Raw genomic sequence first — 19,710 nt, 5'->3', positions numbered from 1 at the left:
CAAACCGCGGCAGGGCGAATCGCTCCAGCCCCCGAGGTCAACCCATGAAAAAGGACACTGAAGAGTCGGTTATACCCGGCGCTCTGCGAAGGTTCAACCGTGCCGCCGGCAAGGTGGTCAATGCAGTGGAAGTCTCTATCCTGGTCTTTTGCGTCGCCTCTTTAGGAATCTTATTGATCACCAATGTGTTTGCGCGCACGTTTTTCCAAAGTATTTATTTTGCAGAGGAGGTCTCCAAGTTTCTGGTGATGCTGACGACCTTTACCGGCGTGAGTTACGGCGTTCGTAAAGCACGTCACATCCGAATGGGGGCCTTTCTGGATGCCATGCCGCCGAAAATGGAAAAGGTCTTTATCATTTTCATCTCGTTGGTCAGCGCCGTCGTAATGGGAATTATGGCATGGGCGTCATGGGAATATTTGATGAACGCCATGTCCAAGGGGCACATGACCCCCGCGCTGCGGGTGCCCAAGTGGACTTTTTATATCATTATCCCCATTGGTTTCGGGCTTGCCTGCATACAGTACCTTCGCACGATCATCAAAAACATCATCGAAAAAGACCCCTGGCAGTCTCCGGATCAACAGAGCGAATATGAAGATGAAGAAATTGGAGGTGAGCAGATATGATCCTTTTCGGAATCAGTTTGGCGACCATGCTTCTGATCGGATTCCCTTTCATGATAACCCTGCTGGGCTCTTTGATCCTTTACCTGTTCGTCTATATGCCGGATTTCGCCCCGAGGATGATCATCACCATGGTGCAGCAGGTCATTACCGGGGTGACGCCGCCGGCACTGGTGTGCGTGCCCATGTTTATCCTGTCGGCCAGCATTATCACTTCAGGGGAATCGGCCAATCGCCTGATCCGGATGCTGAAGGTGTTCGTCGGCCATCTGCCCGGTGGCCTGCCCATCACCACCAATGCCAGTTGTACGCTTTTTGGCGCCGTTTCCGGATCCACCCAGGCCACGGTGGCGGCCATCGGCGGCACCATGCGGCCCATGCTCCTGGAAGCCGGCTACAAAAGCTCATTTACTCTGGGGTTGATCATCAACTCCAGTGACATCGCATTTCTGATCCCGCCCAGTATCGGGTTTATCGTATACGGCGTGGCAACCAGTACCTCCATCGGAATGCTCTTTCTGGCCGGGATTTTCCCCGGGTTGATGATTCTGATGATGTTCTCCATCTACTGCTACATTTACTCCAGAGTGAAGAAGATTCCGACCCTACCCAAGGCCAACTGGTCCGAGCGCAGGACAGCGGTCAAAGACGGGTTGCCGGTCATGGGCTTTCCCGTTATCATCGTGGGCGGCATTTATGCAGGCTTTTTCAGTCCCACCGAGGCAGCAGCAGCGGCGGTGCTTTATGCGCTGATTCTGGAAATGGTTATTTACAAAAGCCTGACGGTCGAGCGCATCGTGGATGCCTTTTTACAGACCGGCGTCATCACCGGCGTCGTCTTTATCCTGGTTGGCGCCGGCCAGGCGTTCTCCTTCCTTATCGGATTCCTGCAGATTCCGGCCAAGCTGCTGCCACCGCTTTTCGGGACCGATCCGTCTATGCTGTGGGTCATTACCATTGTTGTTGTCGTCTATTTTGTGGCCTGCATGTTTGTGGACCCCATCGTCGCCATATTCATCCTGAGCCCTGTTTTTCAGCCGTATGTGGTCGGTGCAGGCGTCGACCCCATTCTACTGGGAACCCTGGTGACACTGCAGGCGGCCATCGGCTCGGCGACGCCGCCCTTTGGCTGCGATATCTTTACCGCACAACTCATCTTCAGGCGGCCTTATCTCGAGGTGATCGGCCACGCGCTGCCGTTTCTGTCAATTCTGATCCTGGCGACGATTATCCTGATTACCTTTCCGCAGATTGCTCTTTTTCTACCGAACCTGGCAATGGGGGGGTAGACATGGGTGGCAAAGGAAATCACTTATCCTGGCGTGATGAAAGGCGGCGGTGTCAAACGACTTTATCAAAGATCCCGGTTCCGGTCTTTGGTATACGGAAGCACTAAAACAATTGCTTCGATGTGGAATAACTTTATGACACACTTACCAACATTACAGGACGTATATCGTGCCCATGCCCGAATCAAACCAATGATTCTTCAGACGCCGTTGTTGCCATCTGCCGGTCTGGCCAAAATAACCGGTGCACGAACGGTAGACCTGAAGCTGGAATGTCTGCAGCATACCGGCGCATTCAAGGTCAGGGGGGCGGCAAATAAGATGCTAAGCCTTAGCGATGAAGAAAAGAAAAGAGGCGTTATTACTTTTTCCACCGGCAACCATGGTAAAGCGGTTGCCTATGTCGCCGGAAAAATGGGTATCCGGGCAGTGGTATGCCTCTCGGAACACGTTGCCTCTTACCGGGTCCAGGCAATCAGACAACTGGGGGCGGAAGTCTCTGTGAAAGGCCATTCCCAGGATGAAGCAGAGAAAAATTATCAGGATCTGGTCTCGGCCGAAGGCCTCATCCCCGTACTGCCGTTTGACGACCCGATGATAATTGCCGGTCAGGGGACGATCGCACTTGAAATACTGTCAACGCTCCCCGATGCGGATGTGCTGCTGATACCACTTTCCGGAGGCGGCCTATTGGCAGGGATCGCTATGGCTGCCAAATCCATCAATCCGGGCATTCATATCGTTGGTCTTTCCATTGAGCAGTCTCCAGCCATGCTGGAGAGCCTGAAAGCCGGCAGGCCCGTCCAAGTGGAAGAAAAAGACTCCATCGCCGATTCGCTGCTGGGTGGGATCGGTTATGTGAATCGACACACACTGCCGCTTGTGGAAAAATTTACGGACGAGCACCTGTTGATATCGGAAGAAGAAATAAAAAACGGGATGCATTATGTTTTTGAAAATCATCGATTAATCGTGGAAGGTGCCGCCGCCGTTGGTGTCGGCGCATTGATCGATCAGCGGATGGATGTGAAAGGGAATACAGTTGTCACCTTGCTGTCCGGAAACAGCATCAATTCCCGTGATTATGTATCCATTATTCAGCATAGACTCATCGATGACGACAATTAAGGAATCCTCGATATGATTTTTACCAAGGAAGAATACCTACGGCGGGTCCGCAAAACCAAAGAGATGATGGACCATCTCGGTATGGAAATGTTGCTGGTAATGGATCCGGCCAACATGAATTACCTGACCGGCTATGATGGATGGTCGTTTTATGTTCACCAAGGCGTCATCGTTTTTCTGAACCGGGAAAACCCGATCTGGTTCGGCCGCGAGCAGGATTCCAACGGTGCAAGGCTTACCAGTTGGTTGCCCGATGACTGTATATGCGGATATCCGGATAAATATGTCCAGTCACGCTACACCCACACCATGCGCTGGGTGGCAGGCCTTTTGCGGGAGAATCAGGCAGACAATAGACGATTCGGCCTCGAGATGGACGGATACTGGTTCAATGCAAAAATGTATATCACGCTAAAAGAGGAACTGCCCCATGCTCAGCTGATGGACGGGACCAATCTTGTCAACTGGGTTCGAGTCGTGAAATCGCCGGCTGAAATCGAATATATGAGACAAGCGAGCCGGATCTGTGAAAAGGTGATGCAAACCGCCATTGATGAGATCGATGTGGGGGTGTGGGAAAAAGATGTGGCGGCAAACGTCTGCGCCGCCCAAATTGCCGGTACGGAAGCATTCGGCGGTTCGTCACCGGCTATTTTCCCGATCATGCCATCTGCGGAGAGAACGTCCACCGCTCATCTGACTTTCGAACCCGACCGGCAATACCAAAAAAACGATGCGGTGCTGCTGGAACTCTGCGGCGCCAGATACCGATATCATGCCCCCTTGTCCCGGACCGTATACCTGGGAGATCCGCCGGAAGACCTGTGTCAAACCGCCGATGGCGTGGTGAAAGGACTCCAGGAAACGTTGTCCTTTGTCCGACCGGGGGTAACGGCCGAGGCGGTGGAGGCCAGGTGGCGGGAAGCGATTGCCCATACGGGTGTGGTCAAGCCCTCGCGCGTCGGTTACTCCTACGGACTGAACTACGTACCGGATTGGGGCGAGCACACCATCAGTCTCAGACCCGGGGACAAAACCATACTATCACCCGGAATGACCCTGCATTTCATGCCGGGGATCTGGCTTGATGCCTATGGCTTCGAATGCAGCGAGCCGATACTGGTAACGGACAAGGGGTGTGAAAAATTTATCGAGTTTCCCCAACAGCTGTTTGTAAAATAATAAGGAGAAACCATGCAAAAAGAGATCGTATACAGTGATAGAGCACCCGAACCCGGTCCTTACTCCCAGGCGATCAAGTATGGCAATCTGGTATTCGTCTCCGGACAAACCTCTGACGATCCGGTAACCCATGAACCCGTCAAAGATTCGGTTGCTTCCCAAACACAGCGCATCCTCACCCATATCCAATATATTCTGGAGGCTGCCGGCTCAGGCCTCGAAAAGGTTCTGAAAGTCAATGTTTACCTGTCCGAATGGGAGCATAAAAAAGAGATGAATACGGTTTATCAGAAATTTTTTCCGCATGATCCGCCAGCCCGCATCGCCATGGCGGTTAAAGGCCTGGATGCCGGATTGGATGTGGAGATCGATTGCATCGCGGGATGTTGATTCATCTTTTGACAACGAATTCCGCAACAGCGATCCGTGAACTGCTCACGCATGGACGTCTTCTCATCCTCCCGTGATGGTCTCGTGTTCGGGTCAACCTGGCAGCCGGGCAGTCCAGCAGTACCGTCAAACCTGGTTAATCTTGGCCATCATCGAACGGCAATGGTCAAAATAGCGGTCTGATTCTTTTTTGCGCGGCCGGGGCAGGTCGATGGTTATATCTTCGCGGATGCGGCCGGGATCCTTTTCCAGCAGGATGATCCGGTCGGCCAGCAATACGGCCTCATTGACGTCGTGGGTTACAAAAACAACCGTGTGGGACAGCCGTTCCCACAGATCGAGCAGAAGATTCTGCATTTCCTCGCGTGTCTGGGCATCCAGGGCGGCAAAGGGTTCATCCATGAGCAATACCTCCGGCTGGAGAATCAGTACCCGTGCCAGGGATACCCGCTGTTTCATGCCGCCGGAAATATCCTGGGGCAGAAAATCCTCAAAATCCGCCAGTCCGACGAGGGACAGGAATCGATCCACTTCCCGCTGCTGATCCCTGTGGTCCATCCCGCGGCCTTTCAGGCCGAAAGCGATATTTTCCCGGACCGTCAGCCAGGGGAATAAGGCATCCTCCTGAAAGACCACACATCGGTCCGGCCCGGGGCGGTCGACCGGTCGCCCCTTCAGCCGCACCGAACCGCTGCTTGGGGGCAAAAAACCGGCCAGAATCTTGAGCAGGGTGGATTTGCCGCAGCCGCTGCGCCCTAAAATGCAGATCATCTCACCCCGTCGGGCAGAAAAACTGATATGCTCCAGCACGCGAGGTTGGGCGGGCCCGTTTGTCCCGAATCCCTTGCTCAGACCTTCGATTTCGAGAATTACCGGTTTAACGTCCGGCCGTTTTTTTACGATATGCAATCGGGTCGTCACGGCAGCCTCCTGGCACTCTTGAAGCAGCCTCGCAACAAGCCATGGAGGCCCAGGTCACACAGCCGTCCGACCAGTGCAATCATCAGGATCCCCACGATGATGATGTCAATGCGGCCCAGCATGCGTGCATCCATGATGACGGCCCCCAGCCCATTGGGCACACCGGTGAGTTCACCCAGCACCAGGTAGGCCCATGAAATGCCCATTCCAAGGCGCAGGCCGGTAATGATCTGCGGCATGGCCGCCGGGATCAGGATGGCGAAGGTGCCCCGCAGGCGGTGAACGCCCATCATGGCGCCGGCTTGAAGCAGAATCGGGCTGACCTGGCGGGCGCCCGCCTCGGCGTTGAGGAAAATGGGGAAAAAGGCCGCCAGGGCCACCAGAAAGACGGTCGTTTTCATGCCGATGCCGAACCACACCATCGCCAGCGGCAGCCAGCTGATACCGGGAACGGCGCGCAGGGCATTGATGGTCATGCTCAGCATCCGATTGACCAGCGCGATTCGTCCGGAAACGATGCCCAGCGGGATGCCTGCCGCCACCGCCAGGCCGAAGCCGGTCATGACCCGCATGGTGCTGGCGAGAAGATCCTCGACAAAGCGTCCCGCGTAGGGGTCCTGTCCGGGGTCACTGAAGATATAGGTCGAGGCGGTGGCGAAGATGTCCTTCGGATGCGGCAACAGGTAACCGGGAACCAGGCCGGTTTCGCAGGCGGCCATCCAGGCCACGAGAAAACATGCCGGCAGAATCCATGGCATCAGCTGGCCGGAGAGGCCGGGGGTGGACGGTCGACGGTTCATTGGAGTCGTTCCCGGGCCTGGGCAACAAACGATAAATCAAAGAGCCGATCGTAGTCCGGTTGGCGTTGGATCATTCCCAGGGCCTGCATGCGGTTGCCCAGGGCTTTGGCTTTGCGTATGAACGCGTCGTCCATCTCCCAGGCGAGTTCGATGTTGGGCACCGCGGCGGTCAATACCTCCATACGGGTTCCGAAACCGGATGCTTTTCTCAGCCATGCGTCCGGATGCGCGTTTAAAAAGCGGGTCGCCCGGGCATGCGCGAGCACCAATTGGGCCACCCGTTCAGGATGGTTTTCGATTGTGGCCCGACGCACCAGCATCCCGGCGTTGATCGTGCCGACCGAATCGGCGTAATAGGGGTATGAAAGAATTCGGCCGTATCCCTGGTTGGCGGCCAGTGAGGGAAACGGTTCCCCGGAGAGAAAGGCATCGATGCTGCCGCCGGCAAGGGCGGTTCCCATGTCAAAAAAATCGACCCGAATGAGAGTGACGCCCGTATTCGGCGCTATCCCGTTGCGGGTCAATGTTTCCCTGAGCAGGATTTCGTGCATGGTCCCCGGGACATAACCGATGGTTTTGCCCGCGAGATCCTTTTCGGAATGAATCGGGCCGTCTTTTTTGACCACCAGGGCCGAGCATTTGTTGCACAGTGCCGAAACAACGACCACCGGCTGGCCGACGGAAGCGGAATAAATGGCATGCGCCAGCGTGGTTCCGCAAATGTCGAGGCTTCCGGCAAGAAGCGCCGTTTTCTGGTCCGCCGGGTTGGTAAACGTGAGAACCCGGCTTTTCATCGTTTGCGGAAGAAAACGGTGGTAAAAAAGTGGCTGGATCGTCTGCGGGGTTTTCCATGTGCCGATGCGAACCGGTTCCTCAGCCGGAGCAGAAAGGGGCATCAACGTCAGGATGCCGACCACGAGAAAGCGAATCAATCTTTGTTTTGATGGCATGCGTGTTCCTTTCGCAGGCGATGACGGTTTGCCGTCCCGCGCCTGGTTAGTTCTCAAAACAGTTCGATGGCAGTGAGGGGTCCCACGCCATTTCCAGCTGCATCTGCCGGCAATGCGTGACGTCGGTGCCGCGGCCTTTGCCGGTATCGGCCTGCTGGTCCCGTGGACTGGAGCCTACTTCGGAAAAGAAGAGGTTCGCACCGGCCATGAGTGACGCGCTGTGGGGTTCATGGGTGCAGTGGGCTTGGGGAACGTCGCCCATGACCAGGCGGCTGATGGCCACCAGACGGGCCATTTCGAGCTCACTGATCATGCCGAACCGCTCCATGGGCGAACCCGGAAAGTTGATTCGTCGCATGATGCCGCTGTAGGTGGCGCCATAGTCCCGGGCCAGCAGCATCAGATCCACGATTTCATCGTCCGAATGTTCCGGCCCGACCGGCTCCACGCAGTTCATCCAGAGCAACCCCACGTCGCGGAACACCTGGATGGTTTCAATGCGCTTATTCCGGTTAAACGGGGTGTCCCGCCCCTCCCCGAGCCGGACGGCATGGTAGGCCCCCACGAAACCGGCATCGATCAGCGCTTCACCTTCCCGATGGCTGATGTCCCGGGTGTTGGCCACCAGGGGAACGCGGGTTTCCTCACCCAGCTGCCGGCCGACCTCGAGCAGGCGCTTGAACGGATAGGTTCCCGTGGTCATCAGGTTCAGGGCATCGGCGCCCTGCTGCTCGGCCGCTTTGGCCCAACGGATGATCTGTTCCATGGAAAAATCGATTTTCTCTTTGAAGATGCCGGCCGTGCGGGTGAGGCTGCAAAAAAGGCAATCCATGGGGCAGGCTTCCACATTGAGCCCGATATGAAAATGATTTTCTCCTTTATTACCGAATTCTGATCGCGACATCCGGTTGGCGGTCTCCATGAGCGCATAGCACCCTGCCGTGTGCAACGGCACCCGCATCAGGGTTAACGCGTCTTCCCGCTCAAGGGGCACCATGTCCGAAGCTTTTTTCAGAATGTCGGCAACGCCTGGCTCAAGATCCTGTCTCATGGGGGGTCGGTCCTTATTTTGGGAGGGTAAACGAGGTTGATGAATGCCGCACCACGTTCGTCAATGGGCGGCCAGATGTCAATCCCTATTGAACGTCGGTTTTTTTTCAGCCCAGATCGATTGGTAATTGAAACGTCCCAATCCGATAATGTTGTACTTCACTATCTCGAAATTGGGGCTGAGGTCAAAATCTTTCGGCACAATTTGAGAATGGTGGCGCATGACCAGCCTGGACCCGTAAGGGGCGTTGGCCATGTGGCTCCCGGTACCCGACGCCGGCCGCAATGCAGGGACAATCGGATAACCGACGGCCTGGAATGCGTTGGCAATCATTCCCGAACAGATCACTTTATATTCCGTGCACCCGCCTAAACAGGCTTTAATCGTCTGTTTTTTAAATGGATTGATCGATGACGGCAGGGCAAGCAGGGCCAGGTCCACCAGGTTTTCGTGGTCATAGCGATACCCCAGATTGCCGACCACCCTGTTCAGGACAATTTCCAGGTCTTCGGGAGCAATACCGAAGGGGCCTTTCCAGTCGTTTGAGAAAATAACGGCCGATTTTTTTTAACAGGCCACCGGATCGTATGTCGATGTTGCGTCGCATGGTTCACCCTTTGGAAGTGGATTGCCGCCAACGGCCCTGCAGGGCTACCCGGAACCGTTGTTAATCCAGTATACAACACTGGCAACGAGGAAATAGAGGCCGCAAAGTTCAGTGGCCGGGAATATCCAGTAATACCAGAGACGGCGGATCAGCGTCGTCGGAATGAGCACGCCCACCCCCACGACCCCCAGACATACCAGGGAATAAAAGGTATAAAAATAGCCTTTGGCCACCAGTCCGGTCAGAAAAAACATACTGATGTTAACGATGACCAGCAAATTATTCAACCGGATGAGATTGCCCCAGAAATTTGCATGGCCCGCGTCAAACGCATCTCTGGCATTCTCAACGGTGTGCCTGAGCATCTGACCTCTCCTGCTGATCGCATTCGACACCGCCTGCCCCTCATTTCTACCATTCAGTCGACGGTGGCAGAAAATCATTACAATCCGCATTGAACCGTGTAAGGGCTGTCGGGTTGGGCCGACAAATCCACCAGATGAAAGGCGGACCGCTTGAAAAATCGACGCAATCTGATACCCTGATTCAACAATCAGCGGTCATCCGGACAAAGGGTATTCGACAATCATGCAAGGCTCGCCAAAAACAAATGCCGACCTGTGGGTGGATGCGTATGGAGATTCGCTATTTCGCTTTGCGCTTGCCAGGGTCAAAGACAAAGCTGTTGCCGAAGATCTGGTTCAGGAAACATTTCTGGCGGCTGTGAAGGCCAAGGACCGGTTCAAGGGGCGTTCTTCCGAGAAAACCTGGCTGTTCGGCATCCTGAAGCACAAGCTGATCGATCATTACCGAAAAAACAAGTCCACGATTATGGCACCCAACCGGTCCGATGACCCGGACGAGGTGGAGAGGCTTTTCAACGCCAACGGGGGCTGGCAGACCCGTCCGGCCCATTGGCGCACCCACCCCGGAAAAGCCCAGCAGACCAAAGAATTTCTGGACCATTTCTATCGATGTTTGTCAGACTTGCCGCAGCGAAGTGCCGATGCGTTTGTTTTCAGAGAAATCGATGGCTTGACGACCGAAGAGATCTGCGGGCAGCTCGGGATTACCGCCAACAATTGCTGGGTGCTGCTCCACCGGGCAAGGATGCTGTTGCGCAAATGCCTTGAACGGGTTGGATTCAGCCGGCATCAAGAAGGAACGGTAAAATGACGCACTGGATGTTCTGCTGCAGGGACGTGTCGCAGAAGGTATCCCAATCACTGGATGGCCCGCTGCCGTTTCACCATCGCATGGCGGTTCGCATTCACCTGATGATGTGCCGTTACTGTGCCCGTGTCCGCCGGCAATTGATCCTGTTGAGGGCGATGAGCCGTCAGGTCGACAGTGATCCGTCGACGCCCCGGGATGCCGCCGCGCTTTCCCCGGAAGCCAGACTCCGCATCAAGGAAAAACTTCGAACCCTGACGTGATTCCTTTCGCCTGGCGGGTTGGTTCCCTGAAACGGGTTGCTCAATGGCTGCCTCTTCCGGCCGCCTCCAGGGTGACCCCATGGGGCAGGGTTCCCTGGGCCCTCGTCAGTTCCTGCATCGCGATATTGTAGTCGACCACGGCGCGGATAAAGCTGCGGCTGTTGGCCGCCAGCAAGTCCTGGGCACGCAGGAGTTCCAGGTTGCCTGCCTGCCCGATATCGAACCGAACGAATTCGCCTTCCACCACTTTTTCAGCCGATTCCCTGGCCAACCGGGTGGCTTCTATCTCGCCCCTGGCGGCGGCGATGCCGTGGAGTACGCGTTTGACGTCCAGTTTGACGTCATCTTCGATGCGTGCCAGTTGCCCATTGGCCTGCAGGCGCTTCAGTCTTTTTTTCCGGTAGACGGAACCGGCCGAGCGGTTGCCGATGGCCCACTCAAAATAGAGGCCGACTTCCCATGAATCCTCATCATTGGGTGACATGTCGTTTCCGGCGCCGTCAAGATCCTTGCCATAACCGCTTAAGCTGTAACGTCCGACCGCATCGAGCGTCGGCAGGCGCTGGTGTGCCGAGAGGTCTTCGTCAATCTCCCGAATCAGAAGCGCCTGCTTCGCTTTGATGATTTCCGGCCGGTTCTCGAGTGCCGTCGCGATGGCTTCCCTTTCGTTCACATGCACCGTTACCGTCCGTGGGGTTTCCACAGGCATCACCGGTAAATCGGAATCAATTTTCAATTGCGACCAGTTCAGCAGCAGCTTGAGCCGATCCATGGCGACCCGGTGGTTTTCCCGGGACCGCAACAGGGTGCTGCGCCGTGTTTGAACATTGCTTCTTGCGCGTTCGACATCCAGCTGCTGGGAGATGCCCCTGGCCAGTCGAACCGTTTCACGCCGGAGGACCTCTTCGGCCATGTCGAGATTTTGCCGATTGATGCTCACCACTTCCTTGTATAAAAAGAGCTTCCAGTAGGCGCTGGCGACGCTGCTGGCGATCTCAATCACCTTCTGGCGAAAATTTTCCTCGGAAATGCTCGCCTGGCAGCTGGCAATCTGAATGGCGGTCCGTTCTTCCCTGCCGCCCCGATTTTTCAGCAGCGGTTGACGCAGTTCAATCGTCGGGGCAACGATGTATTTGTAACGCCTTTCGAAGGTCGCATTGTTCAAATCTTCGTATCTCGTTTCCAGGTAGGTCGACAGGGACCCCCCGGTCTTGAGCGGCTTTCTGATGCCCGCCTGGCTGATCCCTTCATCGCTGGTGACAATATCCGTCACACTCGAGTCCAGGTTGGGCTCACGCCGAAAGGTGGTGTCGGCGAACAATAACGGGTCGTATACCGATTCGGCGTTTTCAACGTCCTCCCGGGCCTGCTCCGGTTCATAGGCTACCACGCCGATTTCACGATTGCCCTTCAGGCTGTAAAGGATGGCGTCCATCAGCGACAGGCGGACCGGCGCCATTTCCCTTTCCGGGACGTTCTTCCCCCCGGCGTCAGGCGGCGATACCGCCGGCACCGGATCCCGGACGTCATCCGGCGGCGCCTTCACCGGGCCGGCTGCCTGTGCGTCCCCGTCCGGGCGCGATGTGCGGATGGGGGCCGGCTCTCTTTCTTCCGCCTTCGCGAGGCCGGCCTGCAGGCCCGCAGCCCCCTGAGCGGCCGTTGTCGAAAGCGGGCCCCCGCCCGTATCCACCTTGCGAATGATACAGGAATCCACCACTCCGCGGGCCTTCAACTGATCGGCGGCTGCCAATGCCTCTTCTCTCGTCGTGTGGCTGCCCGCGTAGACGCGATACCACATCCCCTTTGCACCGGTATCCTCGTATCGATAGAATGCATGGCACCCCTTGGCCTCAAGCCGGGACAACGCTTTTTCAACCCGATCCATCCTTTTAAAGGCACCCACTTGAAGGGTGAATCGTTCATCCTTTGGTTCCGGCGAGTTGCCACCGAAATTGACGTCGGCGACCTCCAGGCGGGCGGATGGGGTGTCGACCCCGCCGCTGGCCGGCGCCATGGTGTTCAAGACTAACAGGACGGCGATGCAGAACGAACCGAGAATTTTTCGTGTTGTCAGCATGTGGTGAAGGCTACCCCTTTTATATGTCATGGGATGCAAATCCGAGTTGATGTTCGATCCATTTGTCTGCCGATAGAACCTCTTTGCGTGCGCGAAACGACACCCGTTCGGCACGGGATTGGACGGTATTGATCCAACGCCGCCAGAAAGGCGAGGAGATCTCTTTGTTGTGATGGCTGTAACGTTTACCTGCGGCCATGGGCACCAGGCGGGCGTGCCTCCGGAACAAGTCGTCCTCCAGGCTGACGAAGGCCTGGGCGCTGCCCGGGTCGCCCTGCCGGGCACACCGGCCAAAGAGCTGGCGGTCGATGCGCCGCGCTTCGGCGCGCTGGGTGGCGATCACATGCAAGCCCCCCAGTTCCGCAACGCCCGGGCCCAGCCGGATGTCCGTTCCGCGGCCGGCCATATTCGTCGACACCGTGACCTGCCCCCTGCGGCCGGCCTGTGCGATAATCAGGGCCTCGGAATCCTGCTGCACGGCATTCAACAATCGATGCGCCACGCCCCTGGCCGCGAGCAGGCCGCTCAGGTGCACGCTTTCCCGGATACTGCGCGTGCCGACCAGGACCGGGCGACCGGTCCGGTGAACTTCGGTGATCGCCTTTACCACCGCCTCCCACTTGGCTGCGGCCGTCGTGAACACACGATCCGGCATGACGGTCCGTCTGCAGGGACGATGGGTGGGGACGGAGACCACCGCCAGTCGGTAAATCTGCCACAATTCCGACCGGGCCTCGGTGACCGTGCCGGACATCCCGCACAGTTTTCCATAAAGCCGGAAGAACCGTTGAAAGCTGATTCTTGCATGGGTTTCTTTAGGAAGGTTGATGTCGAGTCCTTCTTTGGCCTCGATCGCCTGATGGATGCCTTCCCGCCAGGTTCGGTCGGGCATCAGCCGACCCGTGAACTCGTCCACGATTACCACTTTGCCGCCATCGACCACATACTGCTTGTCGCGAATGAAAAATTCCCTGGCGGCAAGGGTCTGCACAACCAGCTCTTCACGCCGCCGGGATCCGGCCCAGAGGCCCCCCAGGGGATGCGCCAATTCGGCAAGACGCTGTTTTCCGGCCGGCGTCAGATGGATCTCGCGATGGGGGCGATCGATCCGGAAATCCATGGACGGACGCAGCCCGTCGGCCAGTCGGGCGGCCCGACGGTAGGCGGCGACATGGTCCTGATTCGGGCTTTCTCCCGAGATCAGCAGGGGCGTGACGGCTTCATCGACGAATATGGAATCGGCTTCGTCGACGATGGCGCACGCCAGGCCGCGCTGGACCAGCCGGCTCATGTCGGCGCCGCGGCCGCGAACCATCTTCGAGAGCAGGGCCGCGGGCAGCCCCTGAAGACTTCCCATCAGCAGCCGGTCACGCAGGAAGTCGGCGGCGGCTTCCTTGTTCGTGCAGTAGGTGACGTGCGCCCGGTAAGCCTGTTTGCGTCCGGTCGGTTCCATTTCCCCGGTGACGCATCCCACGGTCAGGCCACAGAAACGATAAACGGCCTTCATCAAGCCGGCGTCCCGCCGGGCGAGGTAGGCGTTGGCCGTGATGACATGGCAGCCGTGACCGCGCCAGCCGGCAAGGACGGCCGGCAGCGCGGCCACGAGGGTTTTGCCTTCGCCGGTGGCCATTTCGGCAACACAACCGGCTTCCATTGAAATCGCTGCGGCGATCTGCTCGCGATAAGGCCGCAGCCCGACGGTTCGTGCGGCCACTTCGCCGATGATGGCAAAGGCCAGCAGGTGATTGTCGATCGTGTCGCGACCCAGGCGGAACCGATCCTGCAGCGGCGCCATGCAGTCGCGCAGCCCGGCGTCTGAAAGCGGAATTAAGGCTCTGGTCATGGCCATGACCCGGTCGGCCTGGCGCAGAAAACGACCCCGACCCGGCGAAAGCCGGCCGGCAAGGCCGATGACCTGATGCCATCGCGCATCCAGGCCCTGGAGCGGTTCCGCCACCTTGAGGCGTTGTGAAAGCATTCGCCAGGCGGCACTGTCTACGGTCTCCATGCTAGACCCGATACCTCCCCTGGAATAGCTGCAGAAGGGCACGCCAGCCTTGGGCGAGCAGCGGCCTGGCAGGTGTCTCGAAGCGAAGGACCACGGTCTGGCCGGGGCGAAGCGTCAGGGTCGCCGGAACCACCGGCGCGACCAAAATTTCAAAAAACGGCTCCGCTGCCCGCTTTCCGCTGGGATCCTCGAGTTCGGTCCGGGTCGCACCGCCGGCTGCATATCCCAATGCGGCTGACGGCAGCCGTTCCTGGCCGGCCGGAATGATTCTTTCGATCCGTCCGCTGAAGTCGATGTCCGGCCGATTTCTGAGCCTTATCTCCACATCCCGGCTGGCGCTTTCTATGAGCCGTGACGCCACCCGCTGACTGGCGACGGCCCGGATACGCAGGCGGTCCAGATTAACGACCACACCGACTCGCTGACCCTGTTTTACATACATGGCCGTCATCCGCCCGCCATCCGGTGCGACCCAGGTTCCCGGGATGGGCGCTTTGGGCGCCAGAGCCTGCCAGTCATCTTCCAAACGCGCGACCTGCTCCTCGAATGCCGCCATTTTTTCCTTCATGATCTGGGCGGCGGCAGCGTCCCGGGTCTGGGCCGTCTGCCGACCGACCCGGAGCCGGCGCAGCTCGGCTCGCACCCGATCCCGTTTGGCCGTCAGTTCAGGGCTGGTCGCCTTGACCACCGCAGGCCCGTCCGGCCCGACCGGCTGGCCGGACTCGAGAACCTGTTCGATAAATCCTGCTGTCTGCATGTGAATGACAGAATAATCCCGCGGGTCGATGACACCCTCGACCCGGGATCGATCGGGCATCCTGACGCACCCCACGGCAGCAAAAACCAGAAAAGCGGCCGCTGCGGATGTCAGCACCGCGCGCTTTCTGTGGCGGACAAGCTCGCGGCTGGTGGCCAGATAGCGGATGAGGCGCCCCGGGGGCAGCAGCACCCAGCGGCCGATCAGGATCGCCGCCAGCAGCACGCCGATCGAAAAGAATTTACCCATCAGCACCAGCGCAATGGCTGAAAAAACGACCAGTCGACAGGCGGTGGCGGCAACGGCGTAGAAGATCAGCCATCCCTTTTCCCCCGGGGTATGGCTGGGGTCGAAAGCCGTGCCCAGACCCCATAGGTATCGCTTGATCAGATAGAAGGCGTACAGCCTCGATCGGGATTCAAGATTGGGGATCTCCAGCAGGTCCAGCAGGATGTAGTAGGCATCGTATCGCAAAAACGGGTTCCCGTTGAATGCCAGGGAACTCACACTGGCGATAAACATGATATTATAGGCGATTGCATGCGCCATGGTTCCGTCAGCCGTTCGCACCCAGAGGATGGCGGCAACGGATGCAATGGCCAGTTCAGCCAGCATGCCGCCGGCACCGACCACGATACGGTGCCAGCGGTTTCGAAGGCCCCAGGCGCTGGATGCATCCACAAACGGCAGCGGGGTGAAGAAGAGAAAGGTCACGCCCATCTGATGCACCTCGCCGCCGGCACCCGTCCGTTGCCCGAAATGTTTACATGCAAACCCGTGTCCCATTTCGTGGGCCAGTTTCACCAATACCACGGCGGCATACAAAAGGGGCAGGTTGTCCGGGGCAAGCACGTTGGCAGTGCCTTCGGCCAGCGCCTCGGCATGGCCGCCAACGGCCCACAGCCCGGCGGCCAGGAGGCCTGACCACAGGGCCAGGCCATATCCGCTGAACACCCTCCCGACCAGCTTCACCCACCTGTCCAGAAAACGGTCCGGATCCCACAAGGGGATGCGAACGAAAAGAAGATTGCCCATTGCCCCCCTCACCCCCCGCCAGACGCGTTTCCGGTGCCTTTTGAAGAGCGTTTTCGCATCAGGTGCGATATTGCCCTGGAGCAAATTGGCGTTATGGAGCCGGCCGAGAAGATCGATCGCCTCGCCCTGGGTCGGCGCGTTGTCACCGAATCGTTTCATGCAGACCTGCCACGCCTGGTTCACGGTGCGTCGTCCGTCCAGCATGGCAACAAAATAGTAGGCGGCGTCGCTCATACGGAAAAAACAGTTGTCCGCCGGATCCTGGAGAATATACCACCTCACGCCTCGAAAGTGCTGCCGGCGAACGTTCACCGCGGCGAGCAGCCTTGGGGTCAGGGCGGATACCCGATACCAGGATTCATTGAATGTCGGCCGGTCAGTGCTCACCTGCTTGCCTCGCTCAGATCCATAATGCCATGCGCAGCCAGTCGACCACGCGGTGGGAGACGATCCACAGTCGGGATCGCTGTCCAGCGGATATCCTGGCGCGGCCTTTCATGCCGGGCCGCATCCATTCCAGGTGGTTGACGATGCGGGCATGCACGCGAAATACGTTTTGATGGTCGACGATTTCGGCTATGGGGTTCACCTGTTCGATGACGAACCGGATCCGCTGGCCGGGATGGCCCTCGGATGCCAGTTCCCCGGCCTGACCGGCGGTGACGCCGGCGACAGACGTTTCGGGGACGAACAGGGTGGCCCGCAGGGCATCGATGCGGGCGATTTCGAAAAGGATCTCTCCGGTTTCGACCGGTGCTCCGATCTGTTGCTTCAGGTCTTCTGAAATGATCCGGCCCGTGATCGGTGCGACCAGGGTGGCCTGTTCGATTTTGCTGTCGACCAGGCGGATCTCAGCGGCCAGCTTATCGCTTTGGGCGCCTGCGATCTGCGCGTCGGCAGTCTTCCGGTCGCGCATCGATGCGGTCATCTGTTTCCGGTAACCCAGCTGCTCGGCCTTCAGGGCGGCCCGCTTCAACCGCAGTTCCGTGGTTTCCAGTGTGCCCAGAATGGTTTGTCCGGCTTCGACGCGGTCACCCGGCGCCACGAGGACACTCTTGGTGAAGGCGTCGAATGGCGCAACCACGGCCTGCTGATTGCGGGCTTCCAGAACGAAGGCCGCATCCAGTCGATAATCTCCTCTGGTGGTGGCGAGAAACACCATCAGAAAAAAGAACAGGATCGCAGCCACCTTGATCCACGTGTGTTCATGCCCGATGAGCGATTCCATCGGCTGGCGCGCCCACGACGCCACCCGTGCACCGAACCAGCGATCGTTCTGCCGGAGGTCGAGCAGCCGCGGGGCGCAGAGGTCGCAGATCAGTCGGACCGCCTCGATTTCCTCCGGCCGGTCAAAGGGCCGTTCCGGCGTGCGCTCCAGGGTCATCACCGCGGCCGCCCCACCGTCTTCCCGAATCGGCAGACTCAGCACGCCGGCGGGACCATGCTCCCCGGCAAGTCCTGCGGTTGCGCGGCACACCACTGCTGCCGTATCCGATGCCGGGTAAATCACTTCCACATCCTGATCCAGGCACTCTTCCATGGCTGCTTCAATGGCTTGGACCCGCTTCATTTCCCGGTTGACGGTGTCCGTATGGCTCATGGCCTGAACCTTGACACAACGGCCGTTTAAAAACCCCAGGCTGACCCGGCTGCAGTCCAGGCGGGTCGCCATCTCGTTGCACAATGCCATGGCGGCGCTCAAGAAGCGGTGTGACCGGTTGACCACCGTGAGCACGTCGAGGACCTGCCCCAGGCGCTTCATGGCCGCCTGACCATGGTCGAATGCCAGGCGCAGTTCATAATGTTCAAGCAGGAGCGGAGTCGTTTCCAGAAGGGTCAGGGGGGCCGAGCCTTCGTGGGTGGTTGATGCCCGGAGCAGAAACAAGGCCACCGCGCGAACCGTCGCTTCGTTGCGGATCGGGACGCCCAGCACGGTCCCCAACGGCTCGGTGCTCCCGCCCGGGGCAGGCATTTCCGGAACTAAAACCGACTTCCCGTCCGCCATGACCCTGTGAAACGGCTCGTGGGCCCTGGCGACCCAATCCAGGGCGGGTTTGCTGGCAACCGGCCCGGGGTAGGCCGCCAGGATTTCCAGGCGGTTCTTTTGTCCGGGCCGCACCACGACGGCGGCATCCGCACGGGCATTGCGGCACTGGGTGGCCAGCAAGTCGGCGAGGAACTGATCGGGCGGACCGCCGCACGTGAACAATTCTGTGATGTGCGCGAATCGAAAAGGATCCCCAGGCGTTGAATCACCTGCAGATGCGTTTTTCAGTGTTGCGGCCATGATGCCTGGAAACCCATTTAAATGGCAATGATGGCCCCGGTGGGTGCCCTTCCGGGGCGGCATCGGTAGATAAAACGGATCGGTTGAACATAGGAGCCGCTACTCCGTCTCCGTTTTCAGTCGGGCAGCGGTATCTGCGTCTGTTGGCGATGAGAATTCGATGGTAACGCGCTCACCGGCAGGCCTTCTCATCGGATTGTCAACCTCGACGCGCACGCGCAGGGTGTCGCTGGCGGCATCTGCAACGGCCGAAATGTTGATGATCCGGCCGTTGGGTGCCGCCATCCCGGTGCCTCCGGCAACGGACGTCCATACCGGTTGGCCCACTGTAAGATCATTGGCCTGAGCTGATGGCACCGGAACGTCGATCCAGAGCGGATCGTTTTTGACCAGGCGGATCACCGGTCCTAAGGCTCCGATAGATTCGCCGGCTTCGACGCTGACATTTTCAACAATCCCTTCCATGGGCGCGACCAGGCGCATTCGTCGAAGCTGGCTCCGTGAATGCGCATAGCGGCGCTGATATTGCTCCTGCTCCAGAATTGCCGTCTGCAGCGCCAGCCGGGCGATCTGGACGTTCAGTCGCAGGTGTTCCACCTCCCAGTCGCTGGCGGCGCCTTTGGACCGGGCCAGTTCAAGCTTTCTCAGATCGACCCTCTTCTGGGCCAGTTCCGCCTCGGCGGCCAGTATCCGGGTCCGGTCCGCTGACAGCAGCTTCAACTGCTGGGATTGGATCTTTTCGGGTTCGTCGTCCAGGCGCGCCAGCAGCTGATCCTTTTTGACCCGATGACCTTCGGCAACCAGGACATCGGCTACCCGGCCCGCAAGCACAAAGGACAGGCTGATGTCGGCACTGGGTGCGGTGATGCCCTGCAATTCTTCCCCATGGGCGGACAGGGTGCTGCCGGCCACCACCCCCATCAGCAAGACCAGAATGACAGCGGATTTGAGTTTAACCATGACGCGTGTTCCTCTCAGGCGAAAAGACATCCTGATCTTTTGGTGCCCTTCCGGAAACGAAGGGCCTCTGTTGTGGCTTCCTGTGTAATCAGCAAAGAATATACCAACCAGGAGTCTAAAAATAGTTAATGATACCAATTTCTTATATTCTTTGGCCGGGGGGCGGCCGAAAAGTGCCCGGATTTTGACGCCGGTCGCGTCAAATA

At 58.4% G+C, this 19,710-nt stretch carries 18 protein-coding genes; 7 read left to right on the top strand and 11 right to left on the bottom strand.

The window, feature by feature from the left end; translation table 11 throughout:
• The first annotated feature begins 44 nt into the window (after window positions 1-44).
• The 5 genes from DSCA_RS16490 to DSCA_RS16470 are packed head-to-tail and all read left to right on the top strand — an operon-like array spanning window position 45 to window position 4,615.
• Window positions 45-629: a TRAP transporter small permease gene (locus DSCA_RS16490; protein WP_155317464.1), complete on the top strand. Its 585-nt coding sequence runs from the start codon at window positions 45-47 to the stop codon at window positions 627-629.
• Window positions 626-1,915: a TRAP transporter large permease gene (locus tag DSCA_RS16485; RefSeq protein ID WP_155317463.1), complete on the top strand. Its 1,290-nt coding sequence runs from the start codon at window positions 626-628 to the stop codon at window positions 1,913-1,915. Before DSCA_RS16490 ends, DSCA_RS16485 begins: the two co-directional genes overlap by 4 nt.
• A 6-nt stretch (window positions 1,916-1,921) precedes the next feature.
• A complete protein-coding gene (locus tag DSCA_RS16480; protein WP_197904609.1) occupies window positions 1,922-3,043 on the top strand; it encodes a pyridoxal-phosphate dependent enzyme in 1,122 nt (373 codons plus the stop codon).
• Between the two features lie 12 nt (window positions 3,044-3,055).
• A complete protein-coding gene (locus DSCA_RS16475) occupies window positions 3,056-4,225 on the top strand; it encodes a M24 family metallopeptidase (protein ID WP_167527817.1) in 1,170 nt (389 codons plus the stop codon).
• Window positions 4,226-4,237: 12 nt separating this feature from the next.
• Window positions 4,238-4,615 carry a RidA family protein gene (locus tag DSCA_RS16470; protein ID WP_155317461.1) on the top strand — a complete coding sequence of 126 codons (378 nt, stop codon included), beginning with the start codon at window positions 4,238-4,240 and terminating at the stop codon, window positions 4,613-4,615.
• Between the two features lie 126 nt (window positions 4,616-4,741).
• Here the strand turns inward: DSCA_RS16470 and DSCA_RS16465 are convergent, their stop codons facing one another.
• The 6 genes from DSCA_RS16465 to DSCA_RS16440 all read right to left on the bottom strand — a co-directional run bounded on the left by DSCA_RS16465 (window position 4,742) and on the right by DSCA_RS16440 (window position 9,309).
• A complete protein-coding gene (locus DSCA_RS16465; protein WP_155317460.1) occupies window positions 4,742-5,536 on the bottom strand; it encodes an ABC transporter ATP-binding protein in 795 nt (264 codons plus the stop codon).
• Entirely contained in the window at window positions 5,533-6,336 is an 804-nt protein-coding gene (locus DSCA_RS16460; protein ID WP_155317459.1) for an ABC transporter permease, read from the bottom strand. Before DSCA_RS16460 ends, DSCA_RS16465 begins: the two co-directional genes overlap by 4 nt.
• Window positions 6,333-7,286, bottom strand: coding sequence for an ABC transporter substrate-binding protein (locus DSCA_RS16455; RefSeq protein WP_197904608.1), 954 nt, complete (start codon window positions 7,284-7,286; stop codon window positions 6,333-6,335). Before DSCA_RS16455 ends, DSCA_RS16460 begins: the two co-directional genes overlap by 4 nt.
• A gap of 46 nt (window positions 7,287-7,332) precedes the next feature.
• Entirely contained in the window at window positions 7,333-8,337 is a 1,005-nt protein-coding gene (locus tag DSCA_RS16450) for a biotin synthase BioB (RefSeq protein ID WP_155317458.1), read from the bottom strand.
• A 78-nt stretch (window positions 8,338-8,415) separates the two neighbouring features.
• The gene (locus DSCA_RS16445; RefSeq protein ID WP_155317457.1) at window positions 8,416-8,820 is read right to left on the bottom strand and encodes a hypothetical protein; all 405 of its coding nucleotides are present in this window, start codon (window positions 8,818-8,820) and stop codon (window positions 8,416-8,418) included.
• A 168-nt stretch (window positions 8,821-8,988) separates the two neighbouring features.
• Complete coding sequence (locus DSCA_RS16440; protein ID WP_155317456.1) at window positions 8,989-9,309, bottom strand: hypothetical protein; 321 nt, start codon at window positions 9,307-9,309, stop codon at window positions 8,989-8,991.
• Window positions 9,310-9,532: 223 nt separating this feature from the next.
• Here DSCA_RS16440 and DSCA_RS16435 point away from each other — a divergent pair, with 223 nt between their 5' ends.
• Together DSCA_RS16435 and DSCA_RS16430 are read left to right on the top strand one after the other, a co-directional pair.
• Entirely contained in the window at window positions 9,533-10,120 is a 588-nt protein-coding gene (locus tag DSCA_RS16435) for a sigma-70 family RNA polymerase sigma factor (protein WP_155317455.1), read from the top strand.
• Entirely contained in the window at window positions 10,117-10,380 is a 264-nt protein-coding gene (locus DSCA_RS16430) for a zf-HC2 domain-containing protein (RefSeq protein ID WP_155317454.1), read from the top strand. The genes DSCA_RS16435 and DSCA_RS16430 overlap by 4 nt, the downstream gene beginning before the upstream one ends.
• Before the next feature lie 40 nt (window positions 10,381-10,420).
• Here the strand turns inward: DSCA_RS16430 and DSCA_RS16425 are convergent, their stop codons facing one another.
• The 5 genes from DSCA_RS16425 to DSCA_RS16405 all read right to left on the bottom strand — a co-directional run bounded on the left by DSCA_RS16425 (window position 10,421) and on the right by DSCA_RS16405 (window position 19,504).
• Window positions 10,421-12,457 (bottom strand): TolC family protein, encoded by a 2,037-nt coding sequence (locus DSCA_RS16425; RefSeq protein ID WP_167527816.1) that lies wholly within the window; start codon window positions 12,455-12,457, stop codon window positions 10,421-10,423.
• Window positions 12,458-12,476: 19 nt separating this feature from the next.
• Window positions 12,477-14,465, bottom strand: a complete 1,989-nt coding sequence (locus DSCA_RS16420; protein WP_155317452.1) for a preprotein translocase subunit SecA — start codon at window positions 14,463-14,465, stop codon at window positions 12,477-12,479.
• Between the two features lies 1 nt (window position 14,466).
• The gene (locus DSCA_RS16415) at window positions 14,467-16,644 is read right to left on the bottom strand and encodes an efflux RND transporter periplasmic adaptor subunit (protein ID WP_155317451.1); all 2,178 of its coding nucleotides are present in this window, start codon (window positions 16,642-16,644) and stop codon (window positions 14,467-14,469) included.
• A 13-nt stretch (window positions 16,645-16,657) separates the two neighbouring features.
• Entirely contained in the window at window positions 16,658-18,466 is a 1,809-nt protein-coding gene (locus DSCA_RS16410) for an HlyD family efflux transporter periplasmic adaptor subunit (protein ID WP_167527815.1), read from the bottom strand.
• Window positions 18,467-18,643: 177 nt separating this feature from the next.
• On the bottom strand, window positions 18,644-19,504 hold the full coding sequence (locus DSCA_RS16405) for an efflux RND transporter periplasmic adaptor subunit (RefSeq protein WP_167527814.1): 861 nt from the start codon (window positions 19,502-19,504) through the stop codon (window positions 18,644-18,646).
• Window positions 19,505-19,710: the final 206 nt, after the last annotated feature.

It is taken from the genome of Desulfosarcina alkanivorans (genome assembly GCF_009688945.1).
In the GTDB taxonomy this organism is placed as follows: Bacteria; Desulfobacterota; Desulfobacteria; order Desulfobacterales; family Desulfosarcinaceae; genus Desulfosarcina; species Desulfosarcina alkanivorans.
This window is presented reverse-complemented; position numbering and strand designations above follow the sequence as displayed.

Coding starts and splice junctions, on each gene's coding strand:
- DSCA_RS16435 (WP_155317455.1), top strand. CDS start 9,533: ATGCAAGGCTCGCCAAAAACAAATGCCGACCTGTGGGTGGATGCGTAT.
- DSCA_RS16490 (WP_155317464.1), top strand. CDS start 45: ATGAAAAAGGACACTGAAGAGTCGGTTATACCCGGCGCTCTGCGAAGG.
- DSCA_RS16460 (WP_155317459.1), bottom strand. CDS start 6,336: ATGAACCGTCGACCGTCCACCCCCGGCCTCTCCGGCCAGCTGATGCCA.
- DSCA_RS16425 (WP_167527816.1), bottom strand. CDS start 12,457: ATGCTGACAACACGAAAAATTCTCGGTTCGTTCTGCATCGCCGTCCTG.
- DSCA_RS16475 (WP_167527817.1), top strand. CDS start 3,056: ATGATTTTTACCAAGGAAGAATACCTACGGCGGGTCCGCAAAACCAAA.
- DSCA_RS16455 (WP_197904608.1), bottom strand. CDS start 7,286: ATGCCATCAAAACAAAGATTGATTCGCTTTCTCGTGGTCGGCATCCTG.
- DSCA_RS16405 (WP_167527814.1), bottom strand. CDS start 19,504: ATGGTTAAACTCAAATCCGCTGTCATTCTGGTCTTGCTGATGGGGGTG.
- DSCA_RS16450 (WP_155317458.1), bottom strand. CDS start 8,337: ATGAGACAGGATCTTGAGCCAGGCGTTGCCGACATTCTGAAAAAAGCT.
- DSCA_RS16430 (WP_155317454.1), top strand. CDS start 10,117: ATGACGCACTGGATGTTCTGCTGCAGGGACGTGTCGCAGAAGGTATCC.
- DSCA_RS16420 (WP_155317452.1), bottom strand. CDS start 14,465: ATGGAGACCGTAGACAGTGCCGCCTGGCGAATGCTTTCACAACGCCTC.
- DSCA_RS16470 (WP_155317461.1), top strand. CDS start 4,238: ATGCAAAAAGAGATCGTATACAGTGATAGAGCACCCGAACCCGGTCCT.
- DSCA_RS16485 (WP_155317463.1), top strand. CDS start 626: ATGATCCTTTTCGGAATCAGTTTGGCGACCATGCTTCTGATCGGATTC.
- DSCA_RS16440 (WP_155317456.1), bottom strand. CDS start 9,309: ATGCTCAGGCACACCGTTGAGAATGCCAGAGATGCGTTTGACGCGGGC.